The organism is Streptomyces sp. NPDC018029, assembly GCF_044327655.1.
Lineage (GTDB): Bacteria > Actinomycetota > Actinomycetes > Streptomycetales > Streptomycetaceae > Streptomyces.
This window is the reverse complement of the sequence record NZ_JBIRFV010000006.1, coordinates 117002-134725: the sequence shown is the minus strand read 5'-3', so window position 1 is coordinate 134725 and position 17724 is coordinate 117002. Positions and strand designations below refer to the sequence as shown.

Sequence of the window (17724 nt, the reverse complement as noted above, 5' to 3'; positions counted from 1 at the left end):
CTATCGCGCGGGCAGCAGATCGGCGAAGTGGACGGCTTCGCCCGTGCACCCCCGGCGGAGTTTCGGTGAGTCATGCCCGATGCCGAGCTCCAGCCGGTGTGCCCCGCGCTCGATGGCTGCCCGCAACGGGCCCAGCAGACAGCCGAAGTGGTAGACCGCTCCGCGGTCGAGGCCCGGTGTGTCGAGGATTCCCAGGGTGTGTGCGTCCATGGTGTCGTCGAACATCCGGCACAGCATGTGCGCGATCACCCTCCCCTGCCACCGGGTGCGGACGAAGAAGTGCTTCCCCGGGCGCCGGCGGTAGTTGCCGATCCGCCACCTGACGACGTCGGGGGATTCGTTCATGTCGTTGCGCTGCGAGACACTGGCGATGCCCGCGGCGGCCTCCGCGACGACCTCGTCCGAGAAGGGCACGACGTCGTGCTCAAGGCCGAGTTCCTCGGCTTCGCGGATGTCCCGGATCCAGTGCCGTCGGCGCTTCGCCGGAAGGCGCTGCAGAAACTCCTCCATGCCGGTGGCCCCGCCGATCTCCAGGGTGCACCAGACACCGTGCTCACGGAGGGCGGCCGACGGCGCGGCGTCCAGGTACGCCGGCAGGTCGGTGGAGGTCAGGAACGGGGACAGGACCGCGTCGGACGTCTGCGCCGCACGGTCGACGGCCTCGGCGACCAGTGCGGCCAGCAGCTCCCGGCGCTCCTCGGGCCCGATGCCCGCTAAGGAGCTGCCGGACCGCAGGCGGGCCGGCCCTCCGCCGATGAAGGCCGCCGACCCCTGGTGCGACGTCAGGCCGAGGTACTGGCGGTAGTCGCCGTTGAGGGACTCGACCTGCTTGACCGTCACCACGGGGAGCCGTCCGCGCCCGCGCCCGGTCCGTGCCTGGACCTCGAAGTAGTCGAGCCTGACGTCCAGTGCGCAGAGCGCCCTGTCGTCCCTCATGGCGAGAGCGTTGCGGGCCAGGACGGGCTCGGTGACGGCGTCGGGGGACGGGCTGGTCACCATGCCCTTCGCCCGTTCCACAACAACTCGCGTACGTCGTCGGGCCATTCGGCGGGGCGTGGGCCGTGGGCGGACACGAGCGCGAAGGCGAGCCGTTCCAGGCCGAAGCCGACACAGGCGCTGTGGACCGGCTCCCCGTCCGCCGAGCGGATGTCGAAGATCCGCCCGAAGTGATCACGGTGGTAGTTGATCGACGCGACCGCGACAGGGTGATCGCCGATCGGGACGACCACCTCGGCCTTCATCCCCTCCTCCCGCTGGTTCTCGGCCATGACCTGGCCGCTCGTCCCGAAGAACGGGTCCGACGCGGCCTCGACCTCCACCTTGAGGCCGAGCCGCCGCACGAAGGCGGACGCTCGCTCGTACCACTGGCTGAACCAGGCGGAGGCCTCGGCCGGACTTCCGATCCGCACGAACTCGCGCAGCCGGAACGACACCAGGCGTCCTGGTTCGGTCGACGGCTCGTGCCGGAAGCAGAATCCGCTCGCGTCCACCGTCCGGCCCTCTGCCACCACGGTCCCGCCGAACAGGGGGTACACGGAGTAGCACACGGCCGGAGCCAGCACGAAGTCGGTCAGTCGCGTATGCCCACTCCAGTCCTCGCCCGTCGTGACGGCCCGCTCCAGGCTCTCGTGTGCGCACTCGTCGCCCTGGAACGCGTGTACCGCACCGAAGAGTTGGGGGAACGAGGCCACGTATTCGCTCTTCTCGAACACGGCACGCGGAATGACGGGCGGGAAATGGAGTTCGGTGGGCCCCATTTCCGTCACTTCCACGGACAGCGCCTTCGTCAGGCCTGAATAGATTGATTCGAGTTCCGCACCCCATCCGTACAGTCCGGTGGCCGTGTTGACCAGGAGACCGTGGTTGCGCAGCTCATCCGGAAGGCTGGCCGGAACCCTCTCCCCGAGCCCCTTCATCGTCTCGTCCGTCATCTTTGCTCCATCCTGGAGGGGAGTTCGATCACTGACTGCCACCAGTTCGCAGTCGCGCCTCGACTGGCGCCTGGAATATAGGCTCGACCCGCCCGATGCCGCACACGGCAGCGCCCTCCCGGAGGCTTTCCTTCATCCGCCCCGGCACGACGTATGCGCAGATCACAGTGGTTGCGCCTCCTCCACGAAGATGAACTTTTCAACCAGTTCAGCCCGGTGGTGGATGGTGATCCGCCTCGCCCGGAAGCTAACTTCTCCACCGAATGGTTCGACTCCCCGCGAACAATGCGGGGCCTTCCCGCTTCTCGCTCAGAAATTCATGGAGTGGCCATGCCCATTGAGGAAAAGTTCACCGTGGTGGTCAACCACGAAGAGCAGTACTCGATTTGGTGGTCCCATCGACCGCTGCCGCCCGGTTGGGACGACGCCGGCTTCAGTGGAAGCCGGGAATCGTGCCTCTCCCACATCTCCGAGGTATGGACCGACATGCGTCCGCTCAGCCTGCGGAAGCGTATGGAAGGAGCGCCCGCGTGACGAACGGGAACAGCGTGTCGGTCACGGAGGAGCAGGCACAACCGAGCGCGCCTGCCACCGACATCGAGAAGGTCATCGGCGGAATCTTCCAGGACGTGCTCGCCACGGACGACCCCGTGGACGTCACACGCGACTTCTTCCGCATCGGCGGCACGTCCATCCTGGCCGCCAAGGTCGTCGCCCGTGTCTCGGCCCGCTACCGGGCCCAGTTGTCCCTGCGGACCATCTTCGAGTTCCCGACCGTCCGAGAGCTGGCGCGGGTGGTCGAAGCCGAGATCCGAAGTGACGTTTCCGGCCTCTCGGACGCCGAGGTCGTCGCACTGACGACGCGTGAGAAGTGAGGACAGGCATGGCCGAGAACATTCAGGCCCTCCGAGACGACATCCTGAGAAGCCGCCTCGAAGGCACCGCGACAGCGGCGGCCCCCACCACACCCCTGACCGGCCGCGGCGATCGCGTGCCCCTGTCGCCCAGCCAGCGCCGGCTCTGGTTCCTCGACTCGATCAACCCGGACAGCGGCGAGTACCACGTGCCCATGGTGCTGCGGCTGCGCGGTGCGGTCGACGCCCCGGCCCTGCGGCGGGCCTGGGCGCGGGTCCTGGAACGCCACGAGGTGCTGCGGACCCGCTACCGCATGGAGCGGGAAGAGCCGGTGCAGGAGGTGACCGGCGGTCCGGAGAACACCTTCGTCCACAGTGACCTCCGCGATGAGGCCGTCGAGCTGCGGGAGAGCCGCGCGCAGGAAGCGGTGCGGCGGCTGGCCCGCTCCCCGATGTCCCTGGCCGAGGGCCTGGTGGCGCGTGCGGGCCTGGTCACGCTGGCAGCGGACGACCACTACCTCGTGGTGTCGATCCATCACATCGCCTTCGACGCCTGGTCCGAGCCGATCCTCTGGCGGGACCTGGCGCTGGCCTACCGGGCCGAGACGGGCGACGGCAGCGTGGAATTCCCGCCCCTGCCGATGCAGTACGCCGACTACTCCGAGTGGCAGCGCACACGCCTTCTCGACGGCACGCTGGCGGAGTCCCTCGCGTTCTGGAAGCGGCAGCTCTCCGGTGTCACGCCCCTGGAGCTGCCGACGGACCGCCCGCGCCAGGCGGTGCGGTCCTCCGCGGGCGCCTCACTCCCGATCACCGTCCCGCCGGCCGTCGCGGAGGCCGTCCGGGCAGCCGCGGCGGAGCACGGCACCACTCCGTTCCTCGTGCTCCTGACGGCCTTCCAGATGCTCCTGAGCCGCTACACCGGCCAGCGGGACATCGCCGTGGGCGTGCCCATGGCCGGCCGGGACGAGCAGGCGACGCAGGAGCTGATCGGCTGCTTCGTCAACACGGTCGTCATCCGCACCGGCTGGTCCGACGGCCCCGCCTTCGCCGATCTCCTGCGCCGCAACAAGTCGCGGTTCCTCGACGCGGTGGAGCACGCGCAGATCCCGTTCGACGTCCTCGTCAACGAGCTGGCGCCGGACCGCGACCTCTCCACGCCGCCGCTGGCGCAGGTGATGTTCAGCTACGGGAACGGAGACCCGGAGGGGATCGCGCTCGCAGGGGTCGAGGCCACCCGCGTGACGCCCCTCAGCGAGAGCTCCAAGCTGGACCTGACCCTGCAGATCGACTCCGCGGCCGACGGCACCATGTCCGGTGCTCTGGAGTACTCGACAGCGCTTTTCGACCCGGACACCGTGGAACGGTTCGTCGGCAACTTCTTCGAGCTCCTGCGGAGCGCGACCAGCAGCCCCGGCACGCCGCTGTCCGATCTCCCGTACATCACCGAACAGGAGCTGGGCGAACTGCTCGACGCGGCGGACGGCGGCACCGCCGACCGGCCCCGGGGAGCGCTGCACGAGTTCATCGCCGAACAGGCCCGGCTCGCGCCGGACGCGCCGGCCGTCCTGGCCGGTGACACTTCCCTGACCTTCGGCGAACTGGACGCCGCAGCGAACCGTCTCGCCCAGCACCTGCGCAGCCGCGGTGTCGAATCCGGCTCCGTCGTCGCCGTCCATCTGCCGAGGAACGCCGACCTCGTCGTCGCGCTCCTCGCGGTCCTCAAGGCCGGCGCCGCCTACGCCCCGCTGGACCCCGGCGACTCCGCGACACGGCGCGGCTACATCCTGAGCGATGCCGGTGCCCGGGTCGTGGTGACCGACGAGCCCGGCGCCGACGCCCTGGCCGACGGCCTGGACGGGCTCACCGTCGTCCTGGTCGACCGCGACGCCCGGCTCATCGGCGTGCAGCCGAGCGACGATCCGGGCCTTCCCTTCGCCCCCGACGCTCTCGCGTACCTCATCTACACCTCGGGAACGACCGGGCTGCCCAAGGGAGTCATGGTCACGCACCACGGGCTGATGAACTACCTGTGGTGGACGGTCGACACCTATCTGCAGGCGCCGGGCGGAACCGCGCTGTTCTCCTCCGCGGCCTTCGACCTGGGTGTCCCGAACCTCTACACCTCGCTCCTGCGGGGCCGCCCGGTCCACCTGCTGCCCGACGGCGAACCCGCGGAGCTGGGTGCGCGCCTCCTCGCGTGCGGGCCGCTGAGCTTCGTGAAAATGGCACCGGGACACCTCGAACTCCTCGCGGAACAGCTCGATCCGGAGCAGCGCCGAGCACTCGCAGGCCTCGTCATCGCGGCGGGCGACCGCTTCACCGGCACGCTGGCCAACAGCTGGCTGGCCGACGCCGGTCCGGGCAGTGTCGCCGCCGAATACGGCCCCACCGAGATCACGGTCGGCAACAGCGGCTGCCGCCTCGAACGGCCCGTCGACACGGAGCTCGTCTCGATCGGCACGGCCATGCCCAACACCACGATGTACGTCCTGGACGCGCACATGCGCCCCGTGCCCTTCGGTGTCGTCGGCGAGGTCTACATCGGCGGGGCCGGAGTCACCCGCGGCTATCTGGGCAAGCCCCACCTCACGGCGGAGAAGTACCTGCCCGACCCGTTCTCCGCGGAGCCGGGCGCACGGCTGTACCGCACCGGCGACCTCGTGGCCCTGCGGCCCGGCGGCGACGTGGACTTCGTGGGCCGCGTGGACAAGCAGGTCAAGATCCGCGGCTACCGGGTGGAGCCGGCCGAGGTGGAGAGCGCCATGGCCGCGCATCCCGGTGTGCGGACCGCCGTCGTGGTGGCGCGGCAGACCGACGGCGGCAGGCCCGAGCTGGTCGGTTACGTGGTGCCGGCGGCCGGTAAGGACTCCCCCGGCCAGGCCGCCCTCCGCGCCTTCGTCGGCGAGCGGCTGCCCGAGTACATGGTGCCGTCCGCGATCGTCGTCCTGGACGCGCTCCCGCTGACCGACGTCGGGAAGATCGACACCGATGCGCTGCCTGCGCCCGACCGGCAGTCCCGCGGCATCAGCAGCGACCTCGTGGCACCCCGCTCCGACGCCGAGGCGGAGATCGCGGCGGTGTGGCGCGAGGTGCTCGGCACCGGCGACTTCGGAGTCCGCGACAACTTCTTCGTCATCGGCGGGGATTCCGTGCGCGCGGTGGCCGTGGTGGGCGCCCTGCGCAGGGAGGGGTACCGCGTCACCGTGCGGGACGTCTTCGAGCACCGCACCGTCGAGGCCTTCGCCCGGATCCTGGGCCCCCGCTCCGCGGACAGTGTCGACGCGCCCGTGGTGCAGCCGTTCGCGATGCTCGACCCGGCCGACCGGGCGCGCATACCCGACGGGGTGACGGACGCGTACCCGCTGTCCCGCATCCAGCTCGGGATGATCCTCGAAATGGAGTCCTCGGGCAACGAGGGCAACTACCACAACGTCACCTGCTATCTGGTCCGTGACGGCCGCCCCTACCGCCACGACCTCTTCCAGGCGGCCATCGACGCCACCGTCGCCCGGCACGAGGCCCTGCGCACCACGATGGACCTCGCGACCTACAGCGAACCGCTCCAGCTCGTGCACAGCGAGGCGTACCTGCCCGTCGGGTTCGCGGACGTCCGTCGGCTGTCGCCACCGGCGCAGCGGGACGAGGTGCGCTCCTACATGGCGGCCGAGCGCGACCGCCGGTTCGACCTGAGCACGGCGCCGCTGTTCCGGTACTTCACCCACATGTGCGAGGACCAGTGGTGGGTGACCTTCACGGAGTTCCATCCCATCCTCGAGGGCTGGAGCTTCCACGTGCTTCTCTCCGAGGTGTTCGGCCGGTACCACGCCCTGCACGACGGCACGGAGTACACGCCCCAGCCCCTGCCCCAGATCCGGTACGCCGACTTCATCGCCCTGGAGCGGAAGGACCTCCAGGACCCTGCGCACGCCGACTACTGGCGCGACGTCGTGGCGCACCACGCCAAGCTGGAGCTGCCCTCCGCGTGGGGCGGCGGCTCGGGACCCGTGAAGCAGCTGGTCACGCCGTACGACGATCTGCTGGACGACTTGGCCAAGCTGGCCCGTACGGCGGACGCGTCGCTGAAGAACGTGATGCTGGCGGCCCATCTCTCGGTGATGAGCATGATCACCACAGAAGAGGCGTTCTCCACCGGCCTGGTGTGCGACACCCGGCCCGAGGCCGAGGGCGCGGACCGGGTCGCGGGCCTGTACGTCAACACGGTGCCCTTCCCCTTCCGCCGTGGCGCCCGGACCTGGCGGGAGCTGGTCCAGCAGGTGCGCGACACGGAGATCGAGATGTGGCCGCACCGCCGGTATCCGCTCGGCGAGATCCAGGAGGGCAGCCGCCATGCCCGCATGATCGATGTCGCTTTCGTCTACCTGGACTTCCATGTCCTCGACTGGGACCTCATCGACGACGACGCCGTCGTCGACGAGAGCCCGAACGAGTTCCGGCTGATGGCCGTCGCCCAGACCGGCCAGCTCACGGTGTACAGCCGACCGGGAGACGCGGGTCCGCACGCCCAGGCCATGCTGGGCTCCCTGTACCGCGCGGTCCTGGAAGCGATGGCGGCCGACCCGGACGGTGACACCGACCAGGTGCTGACGCCTCCGGCGTACCACTCCGTGGCCTATGGGCCGGAGTCGACCGTGGCGCTCGGCGAGCGGGCGGGCGCGCCCGTCACCGCCGCTGACGAGGAGCCGTCCGTCCACGGACTCGTGGAACGCCAGGCCGACCGCACACCGCACGCGCTCGCGGTGGTCTGCGGCGAGGACGAACTGACCTACCGCGAGCTGAACGCCCGCGCGAACCGGCTCGCACGTCGCCTGATCGCCACCGGTGTCGGCGCCGAAGCGGTCGTCGCCGTCCACCTGGAGCGCTCCGTCGACCTCGCCGTCGCCTATCTGGCCGTCCTCAAGGCCGGTGGCGCCATCCTCCCCGTCGATCCGGAATACCCACTCCAGTGGCGACGCGCGTTGCTGGCCCAAGCCGGGCCCGACGCGCTGGTCACCGAGGAGGCGTGGCTGCCCGAACTCGGCGACATCCGGATACCGGCCGTCTGTCTGGACGCCGATCCCGGCCCGCTGGCCCACGCGGCGGACTCCAACGTGCCGGGCAACGGTTGCGAAGGCGACCGGCTCGCGTACGTGATCTACACCTCCGGATCGACGGGACGTCCCAAGGGCGTGGAGAACACCCACCGTGGGCTGGTCAACACGCTGGAGTGGGGGCAGCGGCGCATCCCGCTCGGACCCGACGACGCGGTGCTGCAGATGGTCCCGATCAGCTTCGACGTATCGCTGTGGGAGATCTTCAGGCCGCTGACCGTGGGCAGCCGGCTCGTGCTGGCGCGGCCCGGCGGTCACCGGGACACGCACTATCTCGCCGACCTGGTGGCCGACCAGCGGGTCACGGTGATCCACCCCGTGCCCTCGGTGCTCTCGATCTTCCTGGACACGCCCGGGGTGGCGGGCAAGTGCGCCGGTCTGCGCCACATCGTGCCCGCCGGCGAGGCGCTGCCGGTCGAGCTGCGGCAGCGGACGATGCGGGAGCTGCCGGGGGTCCGGCTCCACAACCACTACGGCCCGGCCGAGACCGCGATCATCGCCACCGCCTGGGAGTGCCGGTCGGACGACGGACGGACCACGGTGCCCATCGGCCGCCCCATCGGCCGCAGTTGGGCTCTCGTGTGCGACCGCGACCTCAATCCGGTGCCGACGGGCGCGACGGGTGAGCTCTGTCTGGCCGGCGATCTGATGGGGCGCGGGTACCGCGGCGCCCCCGCGCTGACCGCGGACCGGTTCGTTCCCGCGCCGCTGGGCCTGCCGGGCGAGCGCATGTACCGGACCGGCGACCTGGCGAGGATGGGGCCGGACGGCGTCATCGAGTTCCTTGGCCGCATCGACCGGCAGGTGAAGCTGCACGGCGTACGCATCGAACCGGGCCAGATCGAGACGGTCCTGGTCGAGCACCCCGCGGTCCGCGACGCCGTCGTGGTGGTGGACGGTTCCGGCGGCGGGAAACGGCTGCTGGCGTACGTGGTGCCGCACACCGAGGTGCTCGTCGCGGACCTCCGCGGCTGGTGCCAGGAGCGGCTTCCCCAGGCGCTGGTGCCGAGTTCCGTCGTCCTCATGGACGCCTTCCCCCTCTCCCACAACGGAAAGCTCGACCAGGCGGCGCTGCCCGCACCTGCCGCGGTGCCGGCCGGCCCGCAGTCGGCCCCCCGCAGCCGGACGGAACTGGAGCTGCTGCACATCTGGGAGCGGATCCTGCGGACCACCGGCATCGGTGTCGAGGACGACTTCTTCGAGGCCGGCGGGAACTCCCTGCTCGGTGTGCGCCTCATCTCGATGATCAGAAAGGAGCTGGGGATCAGCCTGCCGATGGCCAGCCTGCTGGAGGCCCCGACCGTGGCGGCCCAGGCCGCCTCCCTCGTCGCCCAGCGCCCCCGGCAGCCGCGGACCTTGCTCCCGCTGCGACTCGGCACCGGACGCCCCACGTTCTGTGTCGCGCCCGTCGGAGGCACCGCGTTCTGCTATCTCGACCTGGCACGGTCCCTGCCCGGCGACGGCCCGGTCCTCGGGTTGCAGTCGATCGGCGTCGAGCCGGGCGAGGAACCGCTCACCAGCGTCGCCGACATCGCCGCGGGCCACCTCGCGGTCGCCAGGGAGGCCCAGCCCGAGGGGCCGTTGCGGCTGGCCGGCTGGTCGTTCGGCGGTCTGGTGGCGTACGAGATGGCCCGGCAGTGCGCCGAGAGGGGTGAGGAGGTCGAGCTGCTCGCTCTGCTCGACCCGGCCCTGCCGCCCGCGCTCCTGCCACACCCGCCGACCGCGACCCGGCCCGGCGAGGAGGAACCGGACGTCATCGCGGCCTATCTCTCCTTCCTCGACCGGCTGCACGAGGTCGACTTGGCCGTCGACGCGGAGACGCTGACGGCGATGCCGTCGGCAGCACGGCGCCAGGAGCTGGTGGCGCGGATGCGCGCCGCGCAACTCGTCCCGGCGGACGCCACCACGGGTGAGGAGCTGCGTCTGTTCGAAGTCTTCCGTGCGAACTGGCGGGCGCTCAGGGGCTTCCGGCCCCTGCCCTATCCCGGCCGCACCCTGATCTTCAGCGCCGGCGACGCGGCCGAGGACGAGCAGGCCGCAGCGGCCGGCCGGCAGTGGCTGCGGCTGTGCACGGGCGATACGACTGCCCTCTCTCTCACCGGCGACCACTACGCGGCCGTGAAGGCCCCCAACACCGACGTCGTGGCCCGTGCCGTGGCGGCGTCCTGATGTCCCTCTCGGATCGCGCACTGGAGCAGAAATGACGGAAAACAGCCCTCTCACCACGACCCTGGAGAAGGACTCGATCTACCTCGACCTGGACGTACGACGGGAGGTCAAGCGGCTCGCCGAGCTCCTCGCGGAGAGCGCGCCGGGCCTGCTGGACGAGCCCCGCTGGCTGGCGGCGGCACGTGATGTGTCCTGCGCCCTGCCGACCGCCCTGCGCACGGCGCTGCGGAACTTCTCCGCCGACTCCGGCCAGGCGGGCGTGCTGCAGATACACGGCCTGCCGGTCGGACCCCTGCCCCCCACTCCCACCCGGCAGGAGTCCGTGGAGCGCCGGGCCACCGTGCCGGCGTCGGCACTCGTCCTGTGCGCCATGGCGCTGGGTGAGGTGGTCGGCTTCGAAGGCGAGAAGAGCGGCGCCCTTGTGCAGAATGTGGTTCCGGTGCCCGGCGAGGAGCGGAGCCAGAGCAACGCCGGGTCCGTCAACCTGGAGATGCACACCGAGAACGCGTTCCACCCCCACAGGCCCGACTTCGTCGCCCTGTACTGCCTGCGCCAGGACTCCGACGGGGAGGCCGGACTGCGTATCGCCTCGCTGCGGCGGGCGATCGGTCTGCTCTCCGCCGAACAGCGCGAGACCCTCGCCGAGCCCCGCTTCAGGACCGACCCGCCGCCCTCCTTCAACGGATCGGGCTCGACGGTGGCGCACGGGGCCATCTCCGGTGCGTACGAGGATCCGGACGCCCAAGTGGACTTCCACGCCACCACTCCCCTGGATGCGAGTGCCGGACGGGCCATGGCCGCTCTCCGGGAGGCCCTCGAAGCGGTCGTCGACACCGTCTACTTCGCCCCGGGCGACCTGGCGATCGTCGACAACCGGGTCGCCCTGCACGGACGTACGCCGTTCACCCCGCGGTACGACGGCCAGGACCGCTGGCTGCACCGCGCGTTCATCCACACCGACGCCCGCCGGTCCCGGGCCAGGCGCAACGGAGGCGGACATGTCGTCAGCTGAGCACCCGTCCGCACGGCGCGCCCGAACGCAGCACGTCCCGACCTCACACTCCTCCTGGGCCGGCGCACGCCCCCAGAACCGGATCGCCACGACAGGTGGTAACCATGCCTGACTCTCTGACCGTTGCCGGCACGTCCCGCTCCCGCACCTCTCCGCGGATCGACGGCGCACGGCTGCTCGACCGGCTCGACCGCCTGGCCGCCATCGGCGGCGGCGAGGACGGCGGCGTCACCCGCATGGGCTTCAGCGACGCCGACCAGGAAGGGCGGGCCCATGTCACCCGGCAGGCGGTGGAGGCCGGGCTGACCGCCACCGTCGACGCCGGCGGGAACCTGCTCATGCGGCGCCCCGGCGACCACCGCCGCTCCACTCGCCCTCCGGTCCTCGTCGGCTCGCATCTCGACACCGTCGCCAACGGCGGCCGGCTGGACGGGGCCTACGGCGTCATCGCGGCGCTGGAGGTGCTGCAGACCCTGCACGAGGCCGGCGCCGAAACGGACCACGAGACCGTCGCCGTGGGGTTCGCCAACGAGGAGGGCGCGCTCTTTCCCCAGCCGTTCTGGGGCTCCATGGTGCTCGCCGGGCGACTGGACGCCCTGCCCAGCGAGCCGGAGGACTACGCCGGCAGGCCGCTGCGGGAGGCCCTGGCCCGAGCGGGCGGCGATCTGTCCCGGCTCAAGACGGCCGCGTGGGCGCCGGGCTCCCTCACCGCGTACCTGGAACTCCACGTGGAGCAGGGGCCCGTCCTCGAACGGCTGGGCAGGTCCATCGGCGTGGTCGAGTCCATCACCGGTCGGGTCCAGATGTCCGTACAACTGCACGGCAAGGCGGGCCACGCGGGCACCACTCCCATGGAAGGGCGCCAGGATCCCTTGGTCGTGGCGGCGCGCCTGATCAGCGCCGTCCAGAGCCTCGGGCAGGAGGAGAAGCTGTGCCGCGTGGCCACCGTGGGCCGGATGGAGGTCCAGCCGAACTCCCCCAACACCATTCCGGACGTGGTGCGGCTCGACATCGACCTCCGGGACAGCGACCCCGTCCGGCTCGATGCGGCCGAGCAGACCGTACGCACGGCACTCGCCGCCCTGGCACGCTCGGGGAACGTCCGCGCGGAGATCGAGTCGACCATGCGCAGCGCTCCCGTGCACACGGACCCGGGCATCCAGGAAGCCATCGCGATGTCGGCGGCCGAGCTCGGACACGCCCACGCGACGCTGCCCAGCGGAGCGGGACACGACGCGCAGATCGTGGCCGATCTCGCGCCCGTCGGAATGATCTTCGTGCCGAGCATCGACGGCGTCAGCCACGTCCCCTCGGAACGCACCGCTCCCGAAGACCTGGTCGCCGGTGCCGAGGTGCTGCTGCGCACGGTGCTGAAGCTCTGACGCCCCCCCTTTCCGCGTCGTGCGGAGCGATCCGCACGACGCGCTCCTCCTCAAGCTGTGAATCGGAGACACGTATGCCCGACATTCATCGACGTGCCGCGGTCATCGCCACGTTCTGCGGCGCACGTCCCGGCACTGACCCCGCGTACGTCGCTCTCGCCGAGGACTTCGGTGCCGCGCTGGGCCGCCGGGGCTGCGGACTGGTCTACGGTGCCGGGGGCGTCGGCGTGATGGGGGCGGTGGCCGGAGCGGCACTGGCCCACGGCGCCCCCGTCACCGGAGTGGTCCCGCACGACCTGCACGAACGGGAGCGGTCCCAGAAGGCGCCGGGGCAGATCTTCGTCGTACAGAGCATGCACGAGCGCAAGGCGCTGATGTACCGGCTCGCCAGCGCCTTCGCGGTCCTGCCCGGTGGCTTCGGAACCCTGGACGAACTCATGGAGGTGGCCACCTGGAACCAGCTCGGCATGCATCGCAAGCGGGTGGTCCTGGTCAACGCGAAGGGTTACTTCGACTCGCTCCTGGGCTTTCTCGACATCGTGGCGCGGGAGGGCTTCATGACCTCCGAGGAACGCGACCTCATCCATGTCGCCGACCATGTCGACGAGGCCCTCGACCTGCTGACGGCGGAGCCGTGGGAGTCCGTCGCGGCAGCCACCGTCCCGGCGGCAGAACGCCTCCCCCTCACGACGTGATCCTCCGGCGCCCCTGCACGGATGCGCCAGGCCCCGAAAAGGCCTGGCGCATCCGTGCAGGGGCCGTCCGCTCAGGCCGCGGCCCTGCCGCGGGCCCTCTGCCGGAACACGGTGGACGGTGCCGGGCGGCGGAGCGGAGCGTGGACGAGCATCACCACGTCGAGCCGGCTGGTCAGTCCGAGCTTCTTGAGAATTCCCCGCACATGTGTCTTCACCGTCGAGTGGGCCAGTGTGAGCGAGGCGGCGATCTCCATGTTGGACCGACCGCGGGCGAGCAGATGGAAAACTTCCCGCTCCCTGGGGGTCAGGAGACGGATGTGTGCCGCCTCACCCGCCCTCGCCTCCAGCGCACGGTGGGCGAGCTGTTGCGCGAGGCGCCGCTCCACTGGGAGATAGCCGGCGGCGAGGAGTCTGACCGAGGAGACCAGGTCCGCGGAGCTCAGGCGTGATCTCTCGAGGACGCACGCCCCCAGCCTGAGCAGCTCCGGGTCCGACTGGACGCCGTCGTCGGCAAGGAGGACCAGCGGCCGGTCCGCCAGGTCGACGAGCGAGCGGATCCGTTGCGCGTGGACTTCGCCGGCGCCCCGGAGCCCGGAGGCGTCGATGACGAAGAGATCCGGATCCCCTCGTCGTCGCACTTGCGGTATGTCGGCGAAATCCGCTGCTTCGCCCACCACGTCGACCGTCCGGTCGACCGACAGCATGGACCGGATCCCGTCCCTGACGAGTGCTTCGGCGGCGATGATGGCTGCCTTGGTGTGCATCACCCGACTCCCTTCTTGTCACCACAGGTGTCTTGTCGTCACAGCTCTCTCGGCGTCACGGCTCTTGTCGCCACGGGCTCCTGTCGTCACAGGTCGATCAGTGAGGACGACTGCCAGTCCGCGACGGCCGCGTCCGGCCCATCGCCGTGCACCAGGAACCCGAGCAGCGACTGGAGATCGCGGGCGAAGCGCTCCACGGACGCCGCGTCGAAGAGGTCGGTGGCGTAGGTGAACGAGCAGGAGATCTGCTCCTTCGACTCGACACAGGTCAGATCGAGATCGAACTTCGACGAGGACATCGGCCAGTGCCGGTGCGTCGCCGTGGCGCGCGGCAGCTCCCAGCGCGGCATGTCGTCCGGCGTCTCGTGGGAGAAGAACACCTGGAAGACGGGGTTGCGGTCCAGATACCGTTCGGGACGCAACTCCTCGACGACCTGGTCGTAGGAGACCCGGTTGTGCTTCATGGCGCCGAGGGTGGCCGCCCGTACCTCCCTCAGGACGTCGCGGAAGGTCCGGTCACCGGAGACCGCGCTGCGCAGCACCATGGTGTCGGTCAGGAAGCCGACCAGCTGGTCGAGTTCGGGAAGGGAGCGGCCTGTCATCGCCGCGCCCACCGCGATGTCGTCCTGCTCGCTCCAGCGGGCCAGCACGGCCTGGAACGCGGCCAGCAGGACCATGAACGAGCTGGCGTTCTCCTCGCTGCCGAGCTTCCGCAGGCCGAGGACCACGTCGGGCGCCAGCGTGCACTCGACCGACGCGCCGTGTCCCGACCAGTAGGGAGGCCTCGGGCGGTCGACGGGCAGCTCCAGGACGGCCAGGTCCTTCAACTGACCGCGCCAGTACGCCAGATCGGCATCGGCCTCCTCGGCCGACCGTTGCCGGGCCCACACGGCGTAGTCGAGGAACTGAAGTCGGGGCTCCGCAAGCCCGTCATGCTGCTCGCCGGCCGCCTGCCGGTACAGGGCCTCCAGATCGCGCAGCACTGTGGAGAGCGAACTGCCGTCGATGGCGATGTGGTGGAAGACCAGCAGGAACAACGCCTCGCCCGCATGGCGGTGGTCCGTGAAGAGCCCGGCCCGCAGGAGCGGTGCCGCGCCGAGGTCGAACGGCTCCTCGGCGAAGGCGCGCACCTTCTCGGGAATACCGCTCCCGGCGAACTCCACGGAATCTCGGGCCAGTTGGAATGAGCCCCCATCGGCCGGTCGGACAACCTGGCGGGGGCCGTCCTCCCCGGCGACGAACACGGTCCGCAGGATCTCGTGGCGCCGGACCAGCGCGTCGAGCGCCTCCTCGAGTGCCGCGGGGTCCACTTCCCCCGACAGGTGCCACAGCGAGGGCACGTTGTAGTGGTAGCCCGCGGGGTCGAGGCTCTGGATGATCCACAGCCTCTCCTGACCGGCCGAGAGGGGTCCCTCGGTCCGCCCCGCGCTCCGCGTGGGCCCCGGGGTGCTGCCCGCCGCCTCTTGGAGGGAACCGGTCGCGGCGGCCATGCCGGCGACCGTCGGGTGCTCGAAGACCACCTTGAGCGGTATGTCCCTCCCGGTCGCGGCGCTCGCCCGGGAAGCGAGCTGGAAGGCCAGCAGGGAGTGTCCACCGAGGTCGAAGAAGTTGTCGTGCACGCCCACGTCGTCACGCTTCAGCACGTCGGCCCAGATCGCCGCCAGCAGGGCCTCTGCCGGGTTCGCGGGCTCGGCGGCAGGTGTCGCGGAGGCGCGTGCCGGGACGGGGTCGGGCAGGGCCTTGCGGTCGATCTTGCCGTTCGGCGTCATGGGGAAGGCGTCAAGCTCCACAACGGCCGCGGGCACCATGTGGGCCGGCAGCACCGCTTGGAGCGCCTTGCGCGGCTCGGCACTTCCCCCGGCCCCGGCGGTCCTCGTCACGTACCCGACCAGTTGGGCATCGCCCGTGGCATCGGGGCGGGCGACGACGGCCGTACCGGTCACTCCGGGCAGTGCGGCCAGCGCTGCCTCGACCTCTCCCAGCGCGATTCGGAATCCGCGGATCTTCACCTGGTCGTCGACGCGTCCCAGGAATTCCAGCGCACCGCCGGGCAGCCGCCGGGCAAGGTCTCCGGTCCGGTAGAGACGACCGCCCGGCGGGCCGAAGCGGTCCGGCACGAACTGCTGCTCGGTCAGCGCGGGTTGGTTGAGATACCCGCGGGCGACTCTGTCGCCGCCGATGACGATCTCCCCCACCTCTCCCGGTCCGACCTCTGTTCCGTCCTCGCCCAGCAGATGGACGCGGGTACGGGGCACGGGCCGCCCGATGGGAACGGTGTCGCCCTCCGCCACCGCACCGACCTCCTGGACCATGGCGGTGATGGTCGTCTCGGTCGGTCCGTAGACGTTGAGGACGCGCTTGCCGGCGAGTCGGGTGCGGGCCGCCCGCACGATGCCGGAGCGGATCACGTCGCCGCCCGAGATCACCAGCCGGACGGTGTCCAAGCCGGTGCTCTCGCGCAGCACCGCGTCCAGGTAGACCGGCGTCATGTTGAGGACGGTGACGGCATGCTCGTGCACGTAACGGATCACGTCCCGGGGCGCGACGACGTCATCGGGCTGGATGACCGTGGTCGCCCCGCAGATGAGGGGTGTGAGCATCTGCTCGATGGACACGTCGAACGCGGCGCTCACCGTGACGAGGGTCCGGTCGTCCTCGGTGTAGCCGAAGGCCTCCGCGATCGCGGTCAGGTGACTGCTCAGGGCGGCGTGCTCGACCATCACGCCCTTCGGTTTCCCGGTCGAGCCCGACGTGTAGATGACGTACGCGAGATCTCGCGGACCGAGCGCCGGCCGGCCGGCCGTACGTGTCCCTTCCCGGCCCGGCTCGTCGAGGACGACGGTCCGGGCCGGGCCGTCCGCGAGCCCGGGGGCGAGCGCCCGTGTGGTCAGGACGACCGGTGCCGCCGTGTCCCGCAGGACGAACGCGTTGCGCGCCGCGGGGTACTTCGGGTCGAGGGGCACATAGACGCCCCCCGCCTTCAACACGCCGAGCAACGCCACCACCAGGTGCGGCGAACGCTCCACGCGGACCACCACGGGAACCTCCGGTCCGACGCCGGCGTGCTTCAGCCGCCCGGCCACCTCGTCGGCCCGCGCGTCCAGCTCGGCATAGGTGAGCGACCGCGTACCGGAGAGCACCGCCGGGGCGTCCGGCCGGGCCTGGGCCCGGGCGGCTATCAACTCATGGACGAAGCCCTGATCGGGCATTGAGGTAGTCAACGCTCATTGCTCCAGACGTCATCGAGGGGTTACGGATGCGGAGTTGCTGGGACTACAGGCGGGGGGTTACGGCGGCTGCGGGCCGTGCCGTGGTGGCCTCAGCTGTCCGGCAGCCGCCAGCGTGCGAGGCGGGGGGTGCGCTCGATCGCCCGCTGGCATGCCGCGCGGGCGACGAGCAGTGCCTCGGCCTCGTTGTCCGCGAGGAGGAAGAACGCCAGGTCGACGTTGCCCGCGGTGGGGCGGGTCCACAGGTGTTCGATGCGGTCGCCGGGGATGAAGTGGTCGCGAAGCAGCTCACCGATATCGGCTGCGGCGGCTTGCTCTCCGCGAGGGACGGTTAATCGGAAGGTGATCATGTGCATGGCGGTCTCCGTGGTGACTGCCGTGCTTCATGGGACGGATCAGGCCGGGTCACCGTCGGCGGGCGAGCTCCACCCGAATCCGTCGTCGGCGACGGTGTGCTGAGTGACCGGCGTGTCCTCGACCGTCACGACGGAGGTTCCCGCAGCGACAGCGACGAGCAGGACAGCGGGGGCAAGCAACAGTGCGGCGATCCGAGGCATGGCAGACTCCACCCGTTGAGGA

12 protein-coding genes are annotated in these 17724 nt (G+C 70.7%); 6 read left to right on the top strand and 6 right to left on the bottom strand.

Annotation, left to right across the window (positions count from 1 at the left end):
• Nucleotides 1–999 (bottom strand): hypothetical protein, encoded by a 999-nt coding sequence (locus ACH4D5_RS19685; RefSeq protein WP_398303927.1) that lies wholly within the window; start codon nt 997–999, stop codon nt 1–3.
• On the bottom strand, nt 993–1931 hold the full coding sequence (locus ACH4D5_RS19680; protein ID WP_398303925.1) for a hypothetical protein: 939 nt from the start codon (nt 1929–1931) through the stop codon (nt 993–995). Before ACH4D5_RS19680 ends, ACH4D5_RS19685 begins: the two co-directional genes overlap by 7 nt.
• A gap of 330 nt (nt 1932–2261) precedes the next feature.
• Here ACH4D5_RS19680 and ACH4D5_RS19675 point away from each other — a divergent pair, with 330 nt between their 5' ends.
• From ACH4D5_RS19675 to ACH4D5_RS19650, 6 genes are all read left to right on the top strand, one after another.
• Nucleotides 2262–2465 (top strand): MbtH family protein, encoded by a 204-nt coding sequence (locus ACH4D5_RS19675; RefSeq protein ID WP_398303923.1) that lies wholly within the window; start codon nt 2262–2264, stop codon nt 2463–2465.
• A complete protein-coding gene (locus tag ACH4D5_RS19670) occupies nt 2462–2806 on the top strand; it encodes a phosphopantetheine-binding protein (RefSeq protein ID WP_398303922.1) in 345 nt (114 codons plus the stop codon). Before ACH4D5_RS19675 ends, ACH4D5_RS19670 begins: the two co-directional genes overlap by 4 nt.
• Before the next feature lie 8 nt (nt 2807–2814).
• Nucleotides 2815–10065, top strand: a complete 7251-nt coding sequence (locus tag ACH4D5_RS19665) for an amino acid adenylation domain-containing protein (protein ID WP_398303920.1) — start codon at nt 2815–2817, stop codon at nt 10063–10065.
• A gap of 31 nt (nt 10066–10096) precedes the next feature.
• Entirely contained in the window at nt 10097–11077 is a 981-nt protein-coding gene (locus tag ACH4D5_RS19660) for a TauD/TfdA family dioxygenase (protein ID WP_398303918.1), read from the top strand.
• Between the two features lie 104 nt (nt 11078–11181).
• The gene (locus ACH4D5_RS19655) at nt 11182–12459 is read left to right on the top strand and encodes a M20 family metallo-hydrolase (protein ID WP_398303916.1); all 1278 of its coding nucleotides are present in this window, start codon (nt 11182–11184) and stop codon (nt 12457–12459) included.
• Between the two features lie 74 nt (nt 12460–12533).
• Nucleotides 12534–13154: a TIGR00730 family Rossman fold protein gene (locus ACH4D5_RS19650; RefSeq protein ID WP_398303915.1), complete on the top strand. Its 621-nt coding sequence runs from the start codon at nt 12534–12536 to the stop codon at nt 13152–13154.
• A gap of 71 nt (nt 13155–13225) precedes the next feature.
• Here the strand turns inward: ACH4D5_RS19650 and ACH4D5_RS19645 are convergent, their stop codons facing one another.
• The 4 genes from ACH4D5_RS19645 to ACH4D5_RS19630 all read right to left on the bottom strand — a co-directional run bounded on the left by ACH4D5_RS19645 (nt 13226) and on the right by ACH4D5_RS19630 (nt 17702).
• Nucleotides 13226–13918, bottom strand: a complete 693-nt coding sequence (locus ACH4D5_RS19645) for a LuxR C-terminal-related transcriptional regulator (protein WP_398303913.1) — start codon at nt 13916–13918, stop codon at nt 13226–13228.
• A gap of 86 nt (nt 13919–14004) precedes the next feature.
• Nucleotides 14005–17127, bottom strand: a complete 3123-nt coding sequence (locus ACH4D5_RS19640; protein WP_398303911.1) for an amino acid adenylation domain-containing protein — start codon at nt 17125–17127, stop codon at nt 14005–14007.
• A gap of 110 nt (nt 17128–17237) precedes the next feature.
• Complete coding sequence (locus tag ACH4D5_RS19635; protein WP_398303909.1) at nt 17238–17501, bottom strand: hypothetical protein; 264 nt, start codon at nt 17499–17501, stop codon at nt 17238–17240.
• A 39-nt stretch (nt 17502–17540) separates the two neighbouring features.
• Nucleotides 17541–17702: a hypothetical protein gene (locus tag ACH4D5_RS19630; RefSeq protein ID WP_398303908.1), complete on the bottom strand. Its 162-nt coding sequence runs from the start codon at nt 17700–17702 to the stop codon at nt 17541–17543.
• Nucleotides 17703–17724 lie beyond the last annotated feature (22 nt).